This is a genomic window from Streptomyces olivaceus (assembly GCF_000721235.1).
Taxonomy (GTDB): Bacteria; Actinomycetota; Actinomycetes; order Streptomycetales; family Streptomycetaceae; genus Streptomyces; species Streptomyces olivaceus.
This window is the reverse complement of record NZ_JOFH01000021.1, coordinates 1-20,683: the sequence shown is the minus strand read 5'-3', so window position 1 is coordinate 20,683 and position 20,683 is coordinate 1. Positions and strand designations below refer to the sequence as shown.

Genomic DNA, 20,683 nt, shown 5'->3' with positions numbered 1-20,683 from the left:
TCGGAGACGGCCGGGACCGCCCATCGCTCTTCGCGAACCGTGCACGCTCTTCGCAAAACGAACGCCCCGGCATCATTTCGGTGTCGGGGCGTGCGTACGTTCGGCCGGGCGCGCCGGACTGTCGGTGGCGACCTATAGGCTGAACGCATGACGCGAGCCGAGCAGCCAACGGCCCCTCACCCCGCCCCCGACGACGCCCTGGTCGCGGACTCCCGCGAGCGCGCCGTCCGCGCCCTGCTGCGCCGCCCGCAGCTGAGGCGGTTGTGGAGTGCACAGCTGGTGGGGGGTGTCGGCGACATCCTCGCCCTCCTGGTGCTGGTGCTCCTCGCCGTCCAGGCCGCCATCGGCGCGGGCTCGTTCGGCGGGGGCTACCGGGGCGTGGCGTTCGCAGTGGCGACCGTCTTCGGCGCCCGCATCCTCGCGACACTGCTCTTCGGTGCCGTGCTGCTCGGGCCGCTCACGTCGCTCACCTCCCAGGACGGTCCGCTCGACCGGCGCTGGACCATGGTCGGTGCCGACGGGCTGCGCGCCGCACTGCTGATCGTCGCGCCGCTGTGGATCGACTGGATGCCGGGCGACGCGCTCGCCGTGCTCCTGGTGACCGCCTTCGTCACCGGCGTCGCCGAGCGCTTCTGGACGGTGTGCCGGGAGAGCGCGGCGCCCGCGCTGCTGCCCGCGCCGCCCCCGGAGGGCGCGACGGTACGGCCGCTGCCCGACCACATGGACGCGCTGCGCCGCCTGTCGCTGCGCACGACCTTCGTGGCCGTCCCGCTCGCCGGCGCCGCCCTGGTCGTCGCGGGGCTGGTGAACAACCTGCTGGGCACCGGCGTCGACTGGTTCGCCGAGCACCAGGCGGCGCTCGGTTCGTACGTCGCGGCCGGACTCTTCGCGGCGTCCCTCTCCGTGGTGGCCCTCCTGGAGCTGCCCGGGGTCCGCACTCCGCGCGCGCGGTCGCCGCTGGAGGGCCTGCGGCGCCCCAAGAGCGGCACCGGCGTCGACAAGGGCCGCACCGGAGCGCTCCCGCTGCTGGTGTTCGCCTGCGCCGCGGTCGCCGCGGTGATCTCCGCCGCGGTCGCCGTGGCGGTGCTGCACGCCAAGGACCTGGGCGGCGGACCCGTGCTGTACGGGCTGACGGTGGGCGCGCTGACCGGCGGCGTCGTCGTCGGCATCCGCACCGCCCCCGCCCTGCTGCCGTCCCTGTCCCGCCGGCGCCTGCTCGCCCTGGCGACCGCGTTCGTCGGCGTCGCCCTGCTGGCCGCCGGACTCGTACCGGACGACACCACCGTGCTGCTGCTCCTCGCGCTGGCCGGCGTCGGCGCCGGGGTGGCCGCGAACACCGGGCACGCGCTGCTCGACCAGGAGACCGAGGACCACCGCCGCGCCCGCACGACCGAGCACCTGCACGCGGTCGTCCGGGTCTACGTGGCGCTCGGCGCGGTCGTCGCGCCCGTGGTCGCCGCCGCGATCGGACCGCACCGCCTGGAGAACGGGAAGTTCGTCTTCGCCCACGGCGGCGCCGCCTTCCTGCTCATGCTGCTCGGCGCGCTGCTGCTGCCGCTGGCCGCGCTGGTCCTCGCCAAGGTCGACGACCGCTCCGGCGTGCCGCTGCGGCACGACCTGCGGGACGCGATCCTCGGGGGCGACGACCCGGAGCCGATCCCCGCGACGAACGGTTTCTTCATCGCCCTGGAGGGCGGCGACGGCGCCGGCAAGTCCACCCAGGCCGAGGCACTCGCCGAGTGGATCCGCGGCAAGGGACACGAGGTCGTGCTCACCCGTGAGCCGGGGGCGACGCCGGTCGGCAAGCGGCTGCGCTCGATCCTGCTGGACGTCTCCAGCGCCGGTCTGTCGCACCGCGCGGAGGCACTGCTGTACGCCGCCGACCGCGCGGAGCACGTCGACACCGTCGTCCGGCCCGCCCTGGAGCGCGGCGCGGTGGTCGTCTCGGACCGGTACATCGACTCCTCGGTGGCCTATCAGGGCGCCGGCCGCGACCTGTCGCCCACCGAGATCGCCCGCATCAACCGCTGGGCCACCAACGGGCTCGTACCGCACCTGACCGTCCTGCTGGACGTCGCGCCGGAGACGGCCCGCGAGCGGTTCACCGAGGCTCCCGACCGGCTGGAGTCGGAGCCCGCCGAGTTCCACGCGCGCGTGCGCTCCGGTTTCCTCACCCTGGCCGCCGCCGACCCCGGGCGCTACCTCGTGGTGGACGCGGGCCAGGAGCCCGAGGCCGTCACCACCGTCGTACGCCGCCGGCTCGACCAGGTGCTGCCGCTGTCCGAGGCCGAGATCAAGGCCCAGGAGGAGGCGCGCCGCAAGGCCGAGGAGGAGGCCCGGCGCAAGGCCGAGGAAGAGGCCGCGCGCAAGGCGGAGGAAGAGCGCCTGGAGCGCGAGCGCCTCGAGGAGGAGGCGCGGGTGCGCGCCGAGGAGGAGGAGCGCAAGCGGCGCGAGCTGGAGGAGGCTCAGCGGCGCGAGGCCGAGCGGCAGGCGGAGGAGGCCCGGCTGCGGGCCGAGGAGGCGCGCCGCAAGGCAGAGGAGGAGCGGGCCCGGCTGCTCGCCGAGGAGAAGGCGCGCGCCGAGGAGGAGGCCCGGCTGCGGGCCGAGGAGGACCGGCGCCGCAAGCAGGCCGAGGAGGAGGAGCGGCTGCGAGCCGAGGCCGAGGCCCGGCGCCTGGAGAAGCAGCGCAAGGCCGAGGAGGCCCTGCTGCGGGCCGAGGAGGCACGCCGGGCGGCGGAGCACGCGGCCGCGGCGGCCGCCGCGGGCCCGAAGACGTCGGCCCCGTCCGCCGCCGACGCACCCCGGCCGAAGCCGTCCGCGGCCCCGCCCTCGGACGCGGTGACCGTGCCGACGCCGGTCGTGACCCCGACGAACGCCTCCGGCGGTCCCGTGGAGGACACGGCGATCCTGCGCCCGGTGCGCGACACGCCCGACGCGGACACCACCGACCCGCGCGACGCCGACGCACAGGATGCCGACACGCGCGGCAGCGAGTCGCGGGACGGCCGCGGCGACGACGCGCGGACGTCCGGAGCCCAGCAGTCCGGAGAGTCCGGAGGGGCCGGAACCCAGGAGTCCGGAGCGTCCGGTTCGCGGGGGACGGAGTCCGAGTCCGAGGTGACGGCCGAGCTGCCCGTGCCGCCGGCGCCGGCCGGTGCGGCGGACGAGACCGCGGTGCTGCCGGCGGTGGAGCCGCGGGACGTCGAGGAGACGGCGGTGCTGCCGCCCGTGGTGCCGGGAGCCGCCGACGAAACGGCCGTGCTGCCGCCCGTACGCGGGGACGACCCCGCCGACCGGGTCCCGCCGGGCTACTTCCGCGAGGAGGACCCGGCCACCGGCGCAGGCCACGCCGACGAGCCCCGGGACCGCACCCGCGAGCTGCCGCAGATCGACCCCGACCAGGCGCCGCCCCGCAGGCGCCGCCCGGACTGGGCCGAGGAGACCCCGCTGGACGACCTGCCGACGCTGGCGGACGAACTGCTCGGACCGCGGGACGAGGACGACGACGAGGGCGGCCGCCGGGGCAGGGGCCGGGGACGGCGCTGAGCATCCGGCCCGCGGGACCCCGGGTCCCGCGGGCCGGCCCGCGTTGTCGGTGCCGACCCGCACAATGGAGGGCGCGGCGCGGACCTGCGTCGCGCGGTGCGACAGGCCGGTGTGACGGCCCGGAGCGACGGGCCGGTACGACGGCTCGGCGTGGCGGGGCGGTACGAGGGGCCGGTGTGACGGAAGGACGGCGTGACCCATGACCGTGTGGGACGACCTCGTCGGGCAGGAGAAGGCGAGCGAGCCGCTCGCCGCAGCGGCCCGGGACGCCGACGCCTTCGTCACCGCCGCCGCGGCCGACGGCCCGCTGCCGCAGGCGACGAGCATGACGCACGCCTGGCTGTTCACCGGCCCGCCCGGCTCGGGCGTGACGCAGACGGCCCGGGCCTTCGCCGCCGCGCTGCAGTGCGTGAGCCCCGACCGCGCCCTCGGCGGCGTCCCCGGCTGCGGCTTCTGCGACGGCTGCCACACGGCGCTGATCGGGACCCACGCGGACGTCAGCACGGTGGTCGCCGTGGGCGCGGAGATCAGGGCCCAGGACATGCGGGACACCGTCCGCAAGTCGTTCACCTCACCGGCGAACGGCCGCTGGCAGATCATCCTCGTCGAGGAGGCCGAGCGGTTGAACGAGAAGTCGGCCAACGCGGTTCTGAAGGCCGTGGAGGAGCCTGCCCCGCGCACGGTCTGGCTGCTCTGCGCGCCCTCCGTGGAGGACGTCCTGCCCACGATCCGCTCCCGCTGCCGCCACCTGAACCTGCGCACCCCGTCGGTCGGGGCCGTCGCCGACATGCTGGTCCGGCGCGAGGGCGTCGAGCCGGACGTGGCCGCGGCGGCGGCGAGCGCCACGCAGGGCCACGTGGACCGGGCCCGCCGCCTGGCCACGGACCCGGCGGCCCGGGCCCGCCGGGCGGCCGTGCTGAAGCTGCCGCTGCGGGTCGAGGACGTCGGCGGTGCTCTCAAGGCGGCCCAGGAGCTGGTCGACGCCGCGGCGGAGGACGCCAAGCAGCTCGCCGAGGAGATGGACACCAGGGAGACCGAGGAGCTGAAGGCGGCGCTGGGCGCGGCCCAGGGCGGCCGGCTCCCGCGCGGCACGGCAGGCGTGATCAAGGACCTGGAGGCCGACCAGAAGCGCCGCAGGGCGCGCACCCAGCGCAACAGCCTCGACCTCGCCCTGAGCGACCTCACCGCCTTCTACCGCGACGTCCTCGCCTACCAGCTCGGCTCCCGCGTGGCGATCGCCAACGCCGACGCCGAGGACGCCGTGGAGCGGCTCGCGCGCGGCGGCTCGCCCGAGTCCACGCTCCGCCGCATCGAGGCGATCGCCGCCTGCGGAGAGGCCCTGGACCGCAACGTGCCGCCGCTGCTGGCGGTGGAGGCGATGACGATGGCGCTCAGATCGGGCTGAGCCGCGCGCGGGAGCCGGGTGTCCGCTTGACGCCGTAACACGAATGAGCCAACGGTGCCACGCACCGCAACAGTGTTGTCGCGGAGAGTTACGCTCGGTGAATGCACACAAGGCGCACTCACCGCAGGACCCGCATCGGCGGCACCCGTGTCCGAGCCACCCTCGTCGCCGCCGCGCTGCTCGCCACCGCGTGCTCGGCCTCGGGCGCGTCGACGTCCGCCGGTTCCCAGGCGGAGGCGGCCGGCTCCACCGAGGCGGCGACGGCGTCCCTGGCCCCGCTGCCCAAGGCGACGCCCGCCGAGCTGTCGCCGTACTACGAGCAGAAGCTCGGCTGGCGCGACTGCGGGGTCCCCGGCTTCCAGTGCGCCACCATGAAGGCCCCCCTCGACTACGCGAAGCCCGCCGACGGCGACGTCCGGCTCGCGGTGGCCCGCAAGAAGGCCACCGGCCCCGGCAAACGCCTCGGCTCGCTCCTGGTCAATCCGGGAGGGCCGGGCGGCTCGGCGATCGGCTACCTCCAGCAGTACGCCGGCATCGGCTACCCGGAGAAGGTCCGCGCCCAGTACGACATGGTGGCCGTCGACCCCCGGGGCGTGGCCCGCAGCGAGCCGGTCGAGTGCCTCGACGGCCGTGAGATGGACGCGTTCACGCGGACGGACGCCACCCCGGACGACGAGCGCGAGACGGACGAGCTGGTCGACGCCTACAAGGACTTCGCCGAGGGCTGCGGCAAGGACGCGCCGAAGCTGCTGCGCCACGTCTCGACGGTCGAGGCGGCCCGCGACATGGACGTCCTCCGCGCGGTGCTCGGCGACGAGAAGCTGAACTACGTCGGAGCCTCGTACGGCACCTTCCTGGGCGCGACCTACGCCGGTCTCTTCCCGGAGCGGGCCGGCCGCCTGGTCCTGGACGGTGCGATGGACCCGTCCCTGCCCGCGCGCCGCCTGAACCTGGAGCAGACGCAGGGCTTCGAGACGGCGTTCCAGTCCTTCGCCAAGGACTGCGCGGGGCGGTCCGACTGCCCCCTCGGCGGCAAGGGCACCACCCCCGACCAGGCGGGCAGGAACCTCACCTCCTTCTTCGACGACCTGGACGCCAAGCCGCTGCCCGCCGGCGACGCGGACGGCCGCAGGCTCACCGAGTCCCTGGCCACCACCGGCGTGATCGCGGCCATGTACGACGAGGCCGCCTGGCAGCAGCTGCGCGAGGCGCTGACCTCGGCGATGAAGAAGAAGGACGGCGCCGGCCTGCTGGTCCTCTCCGACAGCTACTACGAGCGCGAGGCGGACGGCAGCTACAGCAACCTGATGTTCGCCAACGCCGCCGTGAACTGCCTCGACCTCCCCGCCGCCTTCTCCTCACCGGACCAGGTCCGAGAGGCCCTCCCGGAGTTCGAGAAGGCCTCCCCGGTCTTCGGCGAGGGCCTCGCCTGGGCCTCGCTGAACTGCACGTACTGGCCGGTTCAGCCCACGGGGGAGCCGCACCGCATCAAGGCCGCCGGCGCCACCCCGATCGTCGTGGTCGGCACCACCCGCGACCCGGCCACGCCCTACCGCTGGGCCGAGGCCCTGGCCGACCAGCTCTCCTCCGGCCGCCTCCTCACCTACGAGGGCGACGGCCACACCGCCTACGGCCGCGGCAGCACCTGCATCGACTCGGCCATCGACACCTACCTCCTGACCGGCACGGCCCCGAAGGACGGCAAGCGCTGCTCGTAGCCCCCACCCGCCCCACCAGCCCCGCCCCGGGACGCTCCGGGGCGGGTACGAAGCACCCCGGGAAACTGTGTAGACTTACCGACGTTGCTGATCGCACCATAGGTGCACAGCGCGCCGCCTTAGCTCAGATGGCCAGAGCAACGCACTCGTAATGCGTAGGTCTCGGGTTCGAATCCCGAAGGCGGCTCTCTAGTGAAACCCAGGTCGGGTATCTGACCTGGGTTTTTTCTTTTAGTGGTCTCTGAGATACCGGGGGTACTGGCGGGTCGGGCACTGTCCGTCGTCGCGTGGTGGCACGTGTGGCCAGGGAGCCGGTCGAGGAACCCCCGTTCGTGCCTCGGTCGGGTCGATACCATTGCGGCTCCGGCGAGTTGGGGGGTTCTGGGTGGAGCCGTTGGTGAGTGTGGCGCTCTCGGCTGTCGGCACCGTTGCCTCGGGGGCGCTGTCCGGAGCGGGTGGCGAGGTGGGCAGGCGGGCCTCCGAGCGGTTGCACGGGCTGCTGGGTCGGGGACGCGCCGCGGGCGGGGGAGCGGGCGCCGGTTCCGGAGGCGGTGAGGAGCGGCCCACTCTGCCCGTCACCGAGCAGGAGCAGAGAGCGGCCGCGTTACGGCTGGTGGAAGTCGCCCGTCGGTCCCCGGAGGCCGCTCGTGAGGTTGCCGAGTGGGTCCGGGAGGCCTCCTGGCTGGCGCCGCGTGCCGTGCCCGCTGTCGCCGACGGTGCCTCGCGTCCGCAGATGCTGCCGCCGACGACCTCGGCCTTCACGGACCGCGAGGACGTGACCGCGTGGATCACTGCCCTGCTGGAGGGCGCCGGCCCCGTGCCGGGGGCGCCGGTGATCGCCGCCCTCACCGGGCCGGGCGGCATCGGGAAGACGGCCGTGGCCGTTCAGTGCGCGTACGCGCTGCGGGAGCGGTTTCCCGACGGGATCCTGTTCGTGGAACTGGCCGGCGCGTCGGCCGGCACGGCTCTCCCGCCCTCCGACGTGCTGGCGCGGTTCCTGGAGCGGCTCGGCGTGCCGCCCGCCATGGTGCCGGGCGACGAGGCGCGGCAGCGTGACCTGTTCCGCGACTGCACGGCCGACCGGCGCATGATGGTCGTCCTGGACAACGCCCATTCCGACGCCCAGGTCGTTCCGCTGCTCCCGGCTTCGTCCGGGTGCCTCGTCCTGGTGACGAGCCGGCACCGGCTGGGCCGCCTCGTGGCCGAGCACGGGGCCCGCCCGCGTGTCCTCGGGCCGTTGTCCACCGCGGATTCCGTGCTCCTGTTGCGGCGGGTCGCGGGGAACGAGCGGGCCGCCGCTCCGGACGCGGTCGTCGAGGCCGTGGCGGAGGCGGCCGGCGGGGTGCCTCTCGCGTTGTGCACCACGGGGGCCGGGCTGGCGGTCCGCGAGCATCTGGCCTGGGAGCGGGTGGCGCGGCAGTTGTCCGAACGGGAACAGAGTGCCGATGACGCGGGGGGTTCCGTGGATCCCGTCCGGCAGGCGCAGGATGCCGCTTACCGTGAACTGGCTCCGGAGTGTGCCGCTTTCTACCGGGCGCTCGCGGTGTGGGCCTGGCCCACCGTGACCGTCATGTGCGCCGCTCGCGCCGCCGACGTGGAGGAGGAGCGGGCCCGGGCGCTGCTGGAGGAACTGGCCCGGGTGCATCTGCTGGAAGAGGTCGGTGAGGAGCGCTACCGCTTCCACGATCTGGCGCGGGCGCACGCACGGGAACGCGCGGTGGAGGAGGACGGCCACGGCCGGATGGCCGCCGGGGTCCGCCGGGTCGCGGTCGCGTATGTGCGGTGGGCGGCGGAGGCGGACCTGCGGGTCATGCCGTTGCGCTGGCGGCTCGGCCCCGCCTATCGGGCGCTCGTTCTGCCGGAGGACCGCGAACCGGCGGACGGCAGGCGCGCGCTGGCGGCGCTCCGTCGTGAGCGGGAGAACCTCGCGGCGGTCGTCCGGGCCGCCGATCACCACGGCTTCGACGACCTCGTGTGGCAGTTGTGCGAGGCGATGTGGGGTCTGCATCTGCTGCTCGGCTTCCATGCCCAGTGGATCGACACGCACCTGCTCGGAGTCGGGGCCGCCCGGCGCTGCGCGGAGGAGTTCGGCGACCGGCGTGCGGTGGGCCGGATGCTGGTGCAGCTCGCCTTCGGCCAGATGGGAGCCGGGCGGGCGGACGACGCCGAGCGCGCCCTGGCCGAGGCCGTGGCCGCGGAGCAGGCGTGCGGCCACCGGCGCGGGCAGGCGAGCGCGGTCGAGGCTCTGGGGCTGCTGCGTCTCAAGCGGTGGAAGTACGCGGAGGCCCAGGGGTGCTTCGAGGAGGCGCGGGAGATCCTGCGGGGTGTTCGCGAGGGAGAGGACGGGTGGGAGGACCTGCCCCGTGCCACGGCCCTGCTGGAGCATCACATCGGGCGTGCCGAGGCGAAGCAGCGGCACTTCGCGGAGGCTCTCGCTCGGCTGAACGACGCCCTGGCGCGGTTCCGCCGGCTGCCCGGCGGTGGCGACGCCTACAACGAGGGCCGGGTCTACATGAGCCTGGGTGACGTGCACCTGGAAGCGGGGGACACGGACCTCGCGCTGGTGTGCCTGGACAAGGCCGTCATGGCGATGGAGACGGCGGGCGCGGGGCTGCAGCTCGCCGACGCCTTCGAGTCGAGGGCCCGGTGCCACCGGCTCTCGGGCCGTCCGGCGCAGGCGGCGGAGGACCTTCGCGCCGCCGCTCTGCGCTACGAGGAGAACGGGGACCGGATCGGTGCCGAGCGGCTCCGGGCGGAACTTGCCCAATCGGAGGCGTGAGACCCGGCCGACGGTGGGGCCGGCGGGGGCTGCGGGAGCGGTTCGACGGTGACGTGATGTGCCGCGGTGCCGGTGCGTACGGTGATCACGGGCAGGGCGGCGTCCAGGGTGTGCCCGTCCGTGAGCCAGGCGTGCAGCGCGGAGGCGTAGACGGCGGGGTCGCACAGGTCGGGGCGCCCGTCGGGGTCCGTGGCGGCGGACAGCCGGACGAGGTCTCCCTCCCGGGTGCGTACGACGCAGCGGTCCGGGCCGTCGACATAGGCGACCAGCCCGCAGTACGGATAGCGGTCGAGTGCCTCCGACGCCCACGCGGCCGGCGGGCCGAGCCGTGCGTCGTCCTCGGCGGCGCGCCGTACGACGACATCGGCGACGCTCAGCCGGCCGGTCTCCCGCGTCTCCTCGTCGGCCGCGCTGTGCGCGGTGTACGCGGTGCCGGCCGGTGCCGCCGGGTCCCGCGCCGGGTCGGGGTCGGGGGCGTCGCCGACGACGGCGTACCTGGTGACGGCGAGTTCCGGCGGGTCCGCACTGAGCTGCCGTACGAGGACGCGGATCGGCGCGGTGACGCGGGTGGGCGTGTACGGCGGCAGCGGCAGCGGGTCGAGCAGCGCGGGGTGCGCTTCGGGCTCGGGTATGCCCATGAGGTCGTAGAACAGGCGGCGCAGCAGTACGGCCGACTCTCCCGGTGACGAACTGGTCTGCTCCGCGAGCGCCTTGTAGCGGTCGGGGTGGTGCGCGTCGATCGCCCGGTCGATCTGCGCGCGGAGGCTGCCGCGGCGGAGGAGGCGGGGAGCCGTACGGCCGAGGGCGGCCACCGGGGAGCGCGGGTCCAAGTCCTCCTGCGGGAAGGCTCCGAGGACGACGGGGATGCCTATGGACGCCGCGTAATAGGTGACGCTGGAGTGGTCCCCGAGGACGCAGTCGGCGGCGATCAGGGCCTGTCTCCACCCGTCGAGCGGCGGGATCGCCTCAAGGCCGGCCCGCCGGGCGCTGTCCAGCCACGCCTGGACCTGGCCGGGACCGTGGCCGTACCAGATGTTCGGGTGCAGCACGGCGGCTGTCCGGTACTCGTCGGCCGGCAGCTCCGCCGCCAGTCGCGACAGCAGCCAGGGGAGCAGATCGGCCGCACCCGGCTCGTCCGCTCCTCCGGCCGGGTCGCCGCCGAACAGGGAACGGGACGCCCAGGTCGAGCTGACGACGATCAGCCGCTGGCCGGGTCCCACGCCCAAGGCGCGGCGGAAGCGGTCGCGTTGCGGGAGAGCGGCGAGAATACGGTCGTAGCAGGGGTCCCCGGCGAGTACCGCGGTGGGCGCCGCCTCGGGGCAGGCCGAGCGGAGCCTGTCCAGCTGTTCGGGGTGGGACAGCACCGTGGCGGTCGCGAGCGGACGCCCGTCCTCCAGCAACCAGTCCGGCGCAAGGCCGAACACCGGTGGTGGTTCGGTGGTTCGGTGGTTCGGTGGTTCGGTGGTTCGGTGGTTCGGTGGTTCGGTGGTTCGGTGTAGCCAGCCTCTTATTGTATCCCGTTCCGTGGGACAGAACGGTCAATTTGCCCCGCAGTGAACCGAGTTCGCCGCCATAGCTCGCCGACACCACCAGGTCGAAATCCGTGTCCTTGGCCTGTTCCCAAGGGAGGACGGGCAGGCCCGCCCGGGCCAGCAACTCGGGTACTCCGGCAAGGAACGGGGAGGATCCCGTGCAGGTGGCGAACATCTGCACACGGACGTCGCTGTGGAACAGCGGGAGTACGTCCAGCAGGCGGGTCGCGGACGTCACGTTGTGGACGACGAGGAGGACGCGCCGGCAGCCCGTACGCGTGATCCACCGGTCCGCGTCCTCGCCCACCGGTACGCGCAACCGCGCCGTCCCGCCTGCCACTCCGGTCCGCCCCCTGACGTGATCGAGATCGAATCCGCTGATCCGGCTGCCCCACCGGATGCTATCGGGGCGCACACTGCGGAACCCGGGCGGCGGGACTGCCGCCGCGTCGCGATCCCTGCCTCCTCACGGCTCGACGGTGCTGAGGAAGATCCCCCACTCGCTCCGGGTGAGGTCGGCGGCCTCGGCGCAGATGCTCTCGGCCTCCGCGTGCAGGGGTGGGGGAGGCTGCGGTGCCTCGCTGAGGCCGTAGCAGGGGATCGGGTGGCGCAGCCGGGCCAAGCCGTCCTGCACGGCACCGGCGGTGGTGAGCACCGCGCCGTAGAGCAGGTCGGCGTTCTCCGGGTCCTTCTGCCGCAGCCGTCGCTCCGTGTCGGCGGCGACCTTCCCTGCCGCGGTGAGCGCCGCCCCGCAGTCCGCGTCGTCCAGCGGGGCGTCCGTCGTGCACGTGTCGAGGGCCGCGCCCGGGTGGGCCTTGCTCGCGGCCCGGAAGGCGGCCTGGATGTCGCGCGCCAGGGGTGACGTCGTCGGCGGCTCGGAGGAGGCCGGGGCGGAGGGCGGCGCCGGGGACGACGGCCGGGACGCGGGGGAAGACGCCGAGGGAGAGGCCGACGGCGCGCTGGGTTCCGCCGGGGCGCCTCCGCAGGCGGAGAGCAGTGCCACGGCGGCCACGGCCGGCAGCAGGAGGAGGGGCCCGTAGGTCCTGCCTGGTCCTGAGAACATGCCGGGAGCGTAGGGGCGGGGCGTGGGGAGGGGTCCCGTGTCCGGGAAGGGACCGTGTCCGGGAGGGGCCCGCGTCCGGGAGGGGTCCCGGGCGAGACCGTGGACACTGGTGAACGGCCCCGCCCGCGCAGGGAAGCCCCGCCGACCGAGGAGACCAGCGATGCCCCTCTCCGCCAGCCTCGCGCGTGGTGTCGCACCCACCACACCCGGCGTCCTGCACGCCCGCACGGTCACCGGAGAGCTGAGCGCGCCGCCCCGCCAGGGGCTGACGGTCCGCTTCGGGCGGGGCGAGAAACCGGACGTGGACCTGGGGGTCGGCGTGGACGACCTGCGGGTCAGCCGCCGGCACGGGGAGCTGACGTACCGCGCGGGGCAGTGGTGGCTGCGCAACACCGGGCAGCAGCTGGTCCGACTGCCCCGCGGCCGGATGATGCACCTCAGCAGCGAGCCGGTCCCCCTCACCACCGGGTACACGCCGCTGTTCGTGAAGGGCTCCGGCTACCGCGAGCACCTGGTCGAGCTGTACGTGGCCGGCCACGACGACCAGGGCCCGGTGTCGCGACGGCGCGCCGAGACCGCGCGCCCGCAGACCTGGGCGCTCGACGACGACGAACGGCTGCTGCTGGTCGTGCTCGGCCAGCGCTACCTGCTGTACGAGGAGGACCCGCGTCCCCTGACGTACGCCGCGGCCGCCAAGCAGTTCGCCTACCTGCGCCCGGACGCGGGCTGGAACGAGCGCAAGATCGAGTACCGGATCGAGGCGGTACGCCGTCGCCTGCACCGCACCGGCTTCCGGTACCCGCTGATCCACGACACGTCGCAGGGCCGTCCCGGCGACAACAGCCTGCTGCACAACCTGATCAAAGGGCTGGTGGAGTCGACGACGCTCGTACCGCCGGACCTGGACCTGATGGAGGACGACGCGGTCTGGCCGGACTCGGCCGGCTGAGAGCACGTCAACGGCAGTTCCGCGTTCCGTCGTTGCGGCGGCTGCACGTGACCGTCACACCGCGGGCGGTCGGGTCACCGCGCGCGGAGGCTCGCGGCGGCGGCGGTCGCGAGGTCGGTAGCCATGGTGCAGAGCTGGTCCACGGGCCGCCCGCCGGTGACGTCCAGGCGCACCATCTCGGCGGCGGTCTCGCCGTCCTGGCCGCTGTACCGGCGGTACTCGACGAACGCCGAACAGGTGTCGGCGTCGTCCGGTCCGACGACGGTGCGGTATCCGCTCAGCGTGCGGCTGGTGGCGCCGCCCACCGCGGACCTGGGCTGATCGCGGAAGAAGGCGATCGTCGCGTTCAGTTCGTCGACGTCGCTGGACCACTTGCAGCGCCACTTCGCGACGCCGACCTCCGGCACGTCGACCTTGAGGCCGGGCACGGCGGACAGCGCCTTGGCGTCGAGGAGCGCGCAGGCGTCCGCCCAGGCCAGCGAGGTGCGCGGATAGGCGGGCGAACGACGCGGGACCGGGCCCCGGTCGAGGACCTGGGCCGCGCTCGCGGCGGCCTTGTCGGCGACCGTGCACAGGGTCGTGCTTCCGCCGACCACGGAGCCCTTGCCCATGTTGACGCGGACCTCGACCCGGGCGGTGTCGCCGCCGGAGGTGAGCAGCCGCTTGCACTCGTCGCCGTCGGCCTGCTCCTCCCGGATGCCGATCCTCCCGACGGTGCGGACGGGCCTCGAACCTTCGGGCGGCGAGCCGTCGAGGAGCCGGATCGAGGTGTCGATGCGGGTCTCGTCGTCGACGCCCACGAGCACGTCGCAGCGGTCGAAGTTCCCGTAGTCCACGTCCACGCGCACGTCCCCGGCGCCGAACTGGCCGAGCGCGGCGGGGTCGGCCAGCGCGCACACGTCGGCCGTGCGCGGGTCGCCGACCAGGGCCCCGGTACCGCCGTTCGCGGTGGCGCCCGTCGTACGGTCCCGAGCGGCCCGGGAAGGGGAGGACGCGGCCGTCCCGTCGCCCCCGTGGTCCTGGACGGCGACCAGCCCCAGGGCCACCACGGTGCTGACGGCGAGGGCGGCGGCGAGCAGCGGCCGGCGCCGCAGCCCGCGCCCGGTGACGGTACCGGCCGTGCCGGGGGAGGGGGAGGAGGGCTCCGGTCCGGCTCCGGCGACGTCCGCCAGGAGCCGCCCGGCCTCGGCGGCGTCGGGGCGCTGCCGGGGGTCGCGGTGCAGCATGGCGGTGAGTACGGGGCGCAGGGGCCCCACGGCGGCGTCCAGTTCGACGACGCCCTGTTCGGCCTTCCAGTGCCGCAGGCGGTCGGTCTCCGCGCCGCCGTCCGCCGTCCCCGCGGGGCCCGCGTCCTCGCCGGGCGGGCCGCCGCGCGGCGGCACACCGGCGACCAGGGCGTGGACGGTGGCTGCCAGGCAGAACACGTCCGAGGCCGGCCGGGGAACATTGCCCCTGGCCAGCTCGGGGGCCGCGTAGTCGGGGGTGAAGCTGGACGGGCCGTTGACCGTGATGGTCTCGATGCCGCCGACCCGGTAGGCGGCACCGAAGTCGAGTAACTTCGCGGTCCCGTGCCGGGTGAGGCCGACGTTGGCCGGCTTGACGTCGCAGTGGACGATGCCGTCCTCGTGCAGGGCGGCCAGCGCATCGGCGAGCTGGGCGCCGATGCGGGCCGCTCGCGCGGGAGACACCGGGGGGCTGCGGTCCAGGCCGCCGCCGGGCACGTACTCCATGACGAACCAGAACGTCGGCTCTCCGGGACCGGAGCGCGCTCCGGTCCCGCCGCGTGTCCCGTTCCCTGTTCCGCCCTGTGTTCCGTCCCGTGCTCCGTCCCCGTCCGGCGGTGCGGACACGACGTCGAACAGGGTCACGACGTGGGGATGGCCGCGGAACTTGGCCATCGCGCGCGGTTCGCCCAGCAGCCGGCGTACGGCGGTCTCGCCCGTGCCGTCCGCCCGCTCGGGTTTCAGCGCGACGTCCTGCCCCACCACCGTGTCGTGGGCCAGCCACACGTCGCCGCCGCGCCCCGTGCCGATGACCTGCTTGAGGACATAACGGCCGGCGAACTCGTCCCCGGAACGCACGGATGATCCCCCTCGATCGAGTCCGGACGGCGTACGGCCCAAGTCCGTACGCACGGGTCGAACCTACTGCGTACGGCGGACCGTACACAGGGTCTTCCCGGAGCATTCGCGAGCCGTACTTCCGTGTGCAGGCGGGGAGATGGCGCCGCCGGGACCGGTCCCGGCGGCGGCGCTCCGGGGTTGACGCCAGAGAGTGTGAGTGGTTTATTACTCACATGCCGAGTCCCGGATCGATCCGACCGCAACGACAGCTCTCGACCGCCGACGACCGTCGCAGGACGGTCCTGGAGACGGCCGTCAGCGCCTTCGCGGACCGGGGGTACTTCGGTACCACGACCACGGACGTGGCCAAGCGGGCCGGTATCTCGCAGGCGTACGTCTACCGGCTCTTCCCCGACAAGGAGGCGCTGTTCGTGGCGGTGGTGGAGCACTGCTTCGTCCGGATCCGGGAGAGCCTCCAGGACGGGGTCGCCGAGGCAGCGGGGAGTTCGCCGCAGGACGTGCTGGACGCGATGGGCGGCGCCTACGCCCGGCTCATCTCCGACCGCGACCTGCTGCTGCTCCAACTCCACGCGCAGTGCGCGGCGGCGGCGGAGCCCGCGGTCCGGGAGGTGGTGCGCACCGGCTACGCGCGGCTGGTCGAGTACGTCAGGGGTGTCTCCGGTGCGCCGGAGGCCGACGTCCAGCGCTTTTTCGCGGTGGGCATGCTCTGCCACCTCGTCGTCGCCACCGGCGCCCACGAGGTCGACGCCCCGTGGGCGCGGACCCTGTCCGACGGGATCCGTCACCACTGAGAGGCCGGCGCCGCGCTTCGCGGCCTCTTTTTCGGGCTCAAGAGTGAGTGATCAACCACTCACGTCACGCACCACGCCACCCGCGGCAACTCGTACGACGTCACGACGTCACCCAGGAAAGGAAGCACTCCGATGATCCACCACTGCGTCCGCTTCAGCATCAGGCCCGGTGCCGCACCGCAGGAGCTCGAAGCCGCTCTCGACAGTCTGCGCCACCAGGGCGAGACCATCCCCTCCGTCCGGTCCTACCTCGTCGGCCGCGACCACGGCGGTGCGTACGAGTGGGGCGCGACCTTCCAGATCGACGACCTCGACGGCTACTGGGAGTACCTCGTCCACCCGGCCCACCGGCACACCGACGAGATCGGGCTGCCGCTGGTCGACCGGTTCGTCTCGTTCGACCTCACGGACGACACGGACCCCGAGGTCGGGAGCAGGATCGCCGAACTGCACCGGCGCCGCTACGAGGCCGACCCCGGGCTGACTGAACTGGTCTCCGCCCTCGGCGAGTACGAGGGAAGCGCCGCCCCCGGACCCCACGCGGCCTGATCCGGCGTTGGGGGGTCTGCGTCCCGCGGTCCGTGTCCGCCGGTCCGCGTCCGGCGTTCCGCGTACCGCGTCCGGTGCGCGCGTCGCTGTGCCGATCGGACCGGGGGTGTGGCCGGTCGGCCGACGCGGGCCGTGGACCCGGGTGCCTAACGTCGTCCCGTGCAAGCTGATTCGGTCGGGCGGATAGCGTTCCAGGGATGCGTATGAGTCAGGTCTCCGACGGCACGCGCGCGCCGCGGCCGTCCGTGCGGGTACGGGTACGGGTACGGGTGCGGCGTGCGCTGACCGGTGCGCCCGGGCGGGTGCGGCGCGAGGCGGTGGCCGTATGGGCCGAGGTGCGCGGCGCCGAGCGCCGCACGGTCGTCGTCGAGGCGGCCCTCATGGTCCTCACGGCCGCCTTCGGGCTGACGCCGCTGCTGGTGGCGGTCGAACCGGTGCATCCGGTACTCGCGGTGCTGGAGGCGCTGTGTGCGGCGCTGCTCGTGCCCGCCCGCCGTGTCCGGCCGGTCCTCGCCGTGCTGGGCGCCTCCCTCCTGATGCTGGGGGCCAACGTGTGGACGCTGGCCGCGACACCGCTGATCGTGATGTCCGCGACCCGGCGCATCGCACCGACGCGGCGTGCGTGGCAGGTCGTCGGGGCGGCCTGCGCGGTGATCGGCGTGCTGGGCGTCTTCGTCGTCCCCTACCCGGAGGGGAGCGTCGCGCTCCAGCTGTCCGGCATCGTGATCACCCTGGTGCTGCTCCTGGTGCTCCCCGCGCTGGCCGGGACGCTGCTGGGGCAGCGCAGGCCGCTGGTCAGTCTGCTGCGCGAGCGCAACGCCTACCTGGAACAGGCGCGCACGCTGACCGCCGAGGCGGCCCGGCGGGAGGAACGGAACCGGATCGCGGGCGAGATGCACGACCTGTTGGGCCACCGGCTGAGCCTGATCTCCGTGCACGCCGGGGCACTTGAGATGGCGGCCGCGCGGAAGGCGCCGGACCTCACCGGGCAGAGCGAGCTGCTGCGCACGACCGCCGGTACGGCCATGGAGGAACTGCGGGAGATCCTCGGCGTCCTGCGCCACTCCGACCTCGACGCCCCGGCGGACGACCGGCCCGGGGACGAGCGGGGGACGCGGGAGGACATCGCCGCCCTGGTGACGGAGTCGCGGCGGGCGGGCAGCGCCGTCGAACTGGACTGGTCCGTTCCCGACGCGGAGGACGTCGGGCCGCGGGCCCGGCAGGCCATTCACCGGGTGGTCCGCGAAGGACTGACCAACGTGCTGAAACACGCCTCCGGGGCGCCCACCTGGGTGCAGGTCAGGAGCGCGGGCGGCGGGATCGAGGTGTCCGTCACCAACGCTCCGCCGCCCTCGGCCGGCCCCTCGAAGGGCGGGAGCCACAGCGGACTGGCCGGCTGCCAGGAGCGGATCACGCTGCTCGGCGGCACGTTCGAAGCGGGCGCCCTGGTCAACGGCGGCTTCCGCATGGCCGCCCAACTGCCCGCGCAGGGACACCGGCTCCACGAGGGCCAGGGACACCGGCCTCAGGAGGGCCAGGGGCAGCAGCTCCGGGAGAACACCGTGCCGGGTGCCGCACCCGTCCCGCCCTCCCCGGTCCAGCCTCCCCCGGCCTCGCCCGCCCAGGCCTCCCCGGTCCCGTCCGCCCGCCCCGGGCGCGCGGGCGCCCGCGCGCCGCTGCCGGACGAGATACTCACCTGGCCGCGCGTGCTCGGTTCGGGCTGTGCGGCAGTCGTCGTGGTGCTGCCGACGGTCGGCTTCCTCGTCGGACTGCTGGTGTTCGCGGTTCTAGGATGAGGTGATGATCCGAGTCCTGATCGCCGACGACGAGGCGCTGATGCGCGCGGGGATCCGCCTCATCCTGGAGAACGCCGACGACATCGAGGTGGTCGCCGAGGCGGGCGACGGCAGGGAAGCAGCCGCGGCCTGCCGCACGCAGGAGGTCGACGTCGCCCTGGTCGACGTCCAGATGCCGGTCAGGGACGGTATCGCCGCCGCCGAGGACATCAGCCGTCTCTCGCCCCGCACCTGTGTCGTGATGCTGACGGCCTTCGGACAGGACGCGCACGTGACGCGTGCCCTGCGGGCCGGGGCGAGCGGCTTCCTCCTCAAGGACACCGGCCCCGCCGACCTGATCCGTGCCGTCCAGCTCGCCGCGAAGGGCGAGCCGGTGCTGGCCCCCCGGATCACCCGGCAGCTGCTGGAGCGGCACGTGCGGTCCGGCCGTGAGACCGAGGCCGCCCTGCGCCGGATCGAGGAGCTGACGCCGGCCGAGCGCGACGTCCTGCGGCTGCTCGGCACCGGTCTGTCCAACGTGGACATCGCCGACGCGCTGTACCTGAGCGCCGGCACGGTCAAGGCGCACATCAGCCGCATCCTCACCCGCACCGGCTGCGCCAACCGCGTCCAGGCCGCCGTCCTCGCCCACGACGCCGGGCTGCTCGGCGAGCGCTGACAAGCAAGCAAGCGGGCGGCGACGGTGGATCCCTCCCGCCCGCCGGTCACTTCGCGTCCCCGTAGCACTCCACCACCGCCGTGGTGAACGGGAACCGCACCGGCGTCGGTCCGAACGTCAGCCGTCCGGCCAGCTCGGCCGCCTCCCGGATCGCCGAGACCACGGTGGCTGCCTCCTCCTCGGGACAGTGCACGATCACCTCGTCGTGCTGGAAGAAGACCAGCTCGGCCGCCATGTCCGCGCAGGTCCGCCGCAGTGCCGCGAGCAGCAGCAGGGCCCAGTCGGCGGCGCTGCCCTGGACGACGAAGTTGCGCGCGAACCGGCCCCGCGCACGGGCGTCGGAGGAGGCGTACCCCGGGGTCCACTCCTGGGGGCGGTCCGCGGAGCCGGCGTCGTCGGAGGGGCCGTCCTGCGGCAGCCCGGCCTCCTCGGCGCCGTCGCCCGCCCCGGCCGCCGGCGGGCAGGTCCGCCCGAGCCAGGTCCGCACGAGCCGCCCCTCCTCACCCGCGCGGGCCGCGTCGTCGACGTACGCCACCGCCGCGGGGAAGCGGCGCCGGAGCGCGGCGAGGTTCTTGAGGCCGTCGCCGGAGGTCTGCCCGTACACCGCGCCGAGCACGGCGAGTTTGGCCTGGGCGCGGTCTCCCGAGAAGGCCCGGTCGGACACCGACTGGTAGAGGTCGGTCTCCCGGCCGGCCACCTCCATCAGCCCCGGGTCGCGCGAGATCGCGGCCAGCACGCGCGGCTCCATCTGGTCGGCGTCGGCGACGACCAGCCGCCAGCCCGGGTCGGCGACGACGGCCCGCCGGATCACCTTGGGGATCTGCAGCCCGCCCCCGCCGTTGGTGACCCACCGTCCGGTCACGGTGCCGCCGGCCAGGAACTCGGTGCGGAACCGTCCGTCGCGCACCCAGTCCTGGAGCCAGGACCAGCCGTGGGCGACCCAGATCCGGTACAGCCTCTTGTACTCGATCAGCGGCTCGACGGCCGGATGGTCGACGGACTCCAGCTCCCAGCGCCGGGTGGAGGCGACCTTCACCCCCGCCTGCCCGAACGCCTTGACCACGTCGGCGGGCAGGTCCGGCCTGACCCGGCGGCCGAAGGCCGCGGACACCTCGTCCGCCAGCTCGGCCAGGCGGCGCGGCTCGCCGCCGCCCGCGTACCGCTCGCCGAGCAGGCCGTGCAGGACCTCGCGGTGCACGTCGGCCCGCCAGGGCAGCCCCGCGCGGTTCATCTCCGCGGCCACCAGCATCCCCGCCGACTCGGCCGCCGTCAGCAGCCGCATCCGGTCCGGGTGCGCGCTGAGGCTGTGGCGGCGCTGCTGCTCGGCGTAGACGGCGAGCAGGTCGGGCAGCGGGAGATGGACGGCCCGGGGCTCGAACAGCGACGACTGCGCGCCCGGTTCGGCGGAGCGCTGCGGCGGGTCGGGCGGTACGGGGCCGTCGCGCAGCCGGGCCAGGGCGGCCGCGGCCGAGCGCGGCTCCCCGTACCGGCCCTCGTGGCCGAGCAGGAGGGTCTCGGCGGCCTCCATGTCGTAGCACCGCTCCACTCGCACCCCCGCGGCGAGCAGCTGCGGCGCGATCTCGGCGGTGGACCGCCAGACCCAGCGCGCGACGTCCGGTCTGCTCCGCACGGCCTCGGCGAGGCCGGCCTCGTGCCGGACGGGTCCGGCGGGCAGCCCGCCGGGGCCGAGGGGGGCGACGTCCACGCCACCGTCCTCGGCCACGGCGAGCGCCCACCGGTCGGCCATGACGCGAGTCTCGCACCAGGGTCTGACAGTGACCCCGGGCCCGCCCGCCCCCCCGGCCCCCGGATC

At 74.5% G+C, this 20,683-nt stretch carries 13 protein-coding genes and 1 tRNA gene; 10 read left to right on the top strand and 4 right to left on the bottom strand.

The window, feature by feature from the left end; translation table 11 throughout:
- Window positions 1-147 precede the first annotated feature (147 nt).
- From tmk to IG94_RS0123395, 5 genes are all read left to right on the top strand, one after another.
- The gene (gene tmk, locus IG94_RS0123415; protein ID WP_031040475.1) at window positions 148-3,546 is read left to right on the top strand and encodes a dTMP kinase; all 3,399 of its coding nucleotides are present in this window, start codon (window positions 148-150) and stop codon (window positions 3,544-3,546) included.
- A gap of 199 nt (window positions 3,547-3,745) precedes the next feature.
- On the top strand, window positions 3,746-4,951 hold the full coding sequence (locus IG94_RS0123410) for a DNA polymerase III subunit delta' (RefSeq protein ID WP_031040472.1): 1,206 nt from the start codon (window positions 3,746-3,748) through the stop codon (window positions 4,949-4,951).
- Window positions 4,952-5,052: 101 nt separating this feature from the next.
- Window positions 5,053-6,669: an alpha/beta hydrolase gene (locus tag IG94_RS0123405; RefSeq protein WP_031040468.1), complete on the top strand. Its 1,617-nt coding sequence runs from the start codon at window positions 5,053-5,055 to the stop codon at window positions 6,667-6,669.
- A gap of 113 nt (window positions 6,670-6,782) precedes the next feature.
- A tRNA-Thr gene (locus tag IG94_RS0123400) sits at window positions 6,783-6,856 on the top strand.
- Window positions 6,857-7,066: 210 nt separating this feature from the next.
- The gene (locus tag IG94_RS0123395) at window positions 7,067-9,448 is read left to right on the top strand and encodes a tetratricopeptide repeat protein (RefSeq protein WP_078892399.1); all 2,382 of its coding nucleotides are present in this window, start codon (window positions 7,067-7,069) and stop codon (window positions 9,446-9,448) included.
- Here IG94_RS0123395 and IG94_RS0123390 read toward each other — a convergent pair.
- Together IG94_RS0123390 and IG94_RS39720 are read right to left on the bottom strand one after the other, a co-directional pair.
- The gene (locus tag IG94_RS0123390) at window positions 9,379-10,872 is read right to left on the bottom strand and encodes a hypothetical protein (RefSeq protein ID WP_248783085.1); all 1,494 of its coding nucleotides are present in this window, start codon (window positions 10,870-10,872) and stop codon (window positions 9,379-9,381) included. The two genes, IG94_RS0123395 and IG94_RS0123390, sit on opposite strands and share 70 nt — an antisense overlap.
- A 574-nt stretch (window positions 10,873-11,446) precedes the next feature.
- Window positions 11,447-12,043, bottom strand: coding sequence for a hypothetical protein (locus IG94_RS39720; protein ID WP_157852302.1), 597 nt, complete (start codon window positions 12,041-12,043; stop codon window positions 11,447-11,449).
- A gap of 160 nt (window positions 12,044-12,203) precedes the next feature.
- On the opposite strand from IG94_RS39720, the gene IG94_RS0123380 reads away from it, so the two are divergent.
- Window positions 12,204-12,992 carry an FHA domain-containing protein gene (locus IG94_RS0123380; protein WP_031040456.1) on the top strand — a complete coding sequence of 263 codons (789 nt, stop codon included), beginning with the start codon at window positions 12,204-12,206 and terminating at the stop codon, window positions 12,990-12,992.
- A gap of 74 nt (window positions 12,993-13,066) precedes the next feature.
- Here the strand turns inward: IG94_RS0123380 and IG94_RS0123375 are convergent, their stop codons facing one another.
- Complete coding sequence (locus IG94_RS0123375) at window positions 13,067-15,073, bottom strand: serine/threonine-protein kinase (protein WP_031040452.1); 2,007 nt, start codon at window positions 15,071-15,073, stop codon at window positions 13,067-13,069.
- Window positions 15,074-15,288: 215 nt separating this feature from the next.
- Here IG94_RS0123375 and IG94_RS0123370 point away from each other — a divergent pair, with 215 nt between their 5' ends.
- The 4 genes from IG94_RS0123370 (at window position 15,289) to IG94_RS0123355 (ending at window position 18,870) form a co-directional block, all read left to right on the top strand.
- Window positions 15,289-15,867: a TetR/AcrR family transcriptional regulator gene (locus IG94_RS0123370; protein ID WP_031040449.1), complete on the top strand. Its 579-nt coding sequence runs from the start codon at window positions 15,289-15,291 to the stop codon at window positions 15,865-15,867.
- Between the two features lie 132 nt (window positions 15,868-15,999).
- On the top strand, window positions 16,000-16,416 hold the full coding sequence (locus IG94_RS0123365; protein WP_031040446.1) for a Dabb family protein: 417 nt from the start codon (window positions 16,000-16,002) through the stop codon (window positions 16,414-16,416).
- Window positions 16,417-16,613: 197 nt separating this feature from the next.
- Window positions 16,614-18,212, top strand: a complete 1,599-nt coding sequence (locus IG94_RS38810) for a sensor histidine kinase (RefSeq protein ID WP_224326488.1) — start codon at window positions 16,614-16,616, stop codon at window positions 18,210-18,212.
- Window positions 18,213-18,216: 4 nt separating this feature from the next.
- A complete protein-coding gene (locus IG94_RS0123355; protein ID WP_031040440.1) occupies window positions 18,217-18,870 on the top strand; it encodes a response regulator in 654 nt (217 codons plus the stop codon).
- Window positions 18,871-18,916: 46 nt separating this feature from the next.
- Here IG94_RS0123355 and IG94_RS0123350 read toward each other — a convergent pair whose 3' ends face one another.
- A complete protein-coding gene (locus IG94_RS0123350) occupies window positions 18,917-20,617 on the bottom strand; it encodes a bifunctional 3'-5' exonuclease/DNA polymerase (protein ID WP_031040438.1) in 1,701 nt (566 codons plus the stop codon).
- Window positions 20,618-20,683 lie beyond the last annotated feature (66 nt).

Coding starts and splice junctions, on each gene's coding strand:
- tmk (WP_031040475.1), top strand. CDS start 148: ATGACGCGAGCCGAGCAGCCAACGGCCCCTCACCCCGCCCCCGACGAC.
- IG94_RS0123410 (WP_031040472.1), top strand. CDS start 3,746: ATGACCGTGTGGGACGACCTCGTCGGGCAGGAGAAGGCGAGCGAGCCG.
- IG94_RS0123405 (WP_031040468.1), top strand. CDS start 5,053: ATGCACACAAGGCGCACTCACCGCAGGACCCGCATCGGCGGCACCCGT.
- IG94_RS39720 (WP_157852302.1), bottom strand. CDS start 12,043: ATGTTCTCAGGACCAGGCAGGACCTACGGGCCCCTCCTCCTGCTGCCG.
- IG94_RS0123380 (WP_031040456.1), top strand. CDS start 12,204: ATGCCCCTCTCCGCCAGCCTCGCGCGTGGTGTCGCACCCACCACACCC.
- IG94_RS0123370 (WP_031040449.1), top strand. CDS start 15,289: ATGCCGAGTCCCGGATCGATCCGACCGCAACGACAGCTCTCGACCGCC.
- IG94_RS0123365 (WP_031040446.1), top strand. CDS start 16,000: ATGATCCACCACTGCGTCCGCTTCAGCATCAGGCCCGGTGCCGCACCG.
- IG94_RS38810 (WP_224326488.1), top strand. CDS start 16,614: ATGCGTATGAGTCAGGTCTCCGACGGCACGCGCGCGCCGCGGCCGTCC.
- IG94_RS0123355 (WP_031040440.1), top strand. CDS start 18,217: ATGATCCGAGTCCTGATCGCCGACGACGAGGCGCTGATGCGCGCGGGG.
- IG94_RS0123350 (WP_031040438.1), bottom strand. CDS start 20,617: ATGGCCGACCGGTGGGCGCTCGCCGTGGCCGAGGACGGTGGCGTGGAC.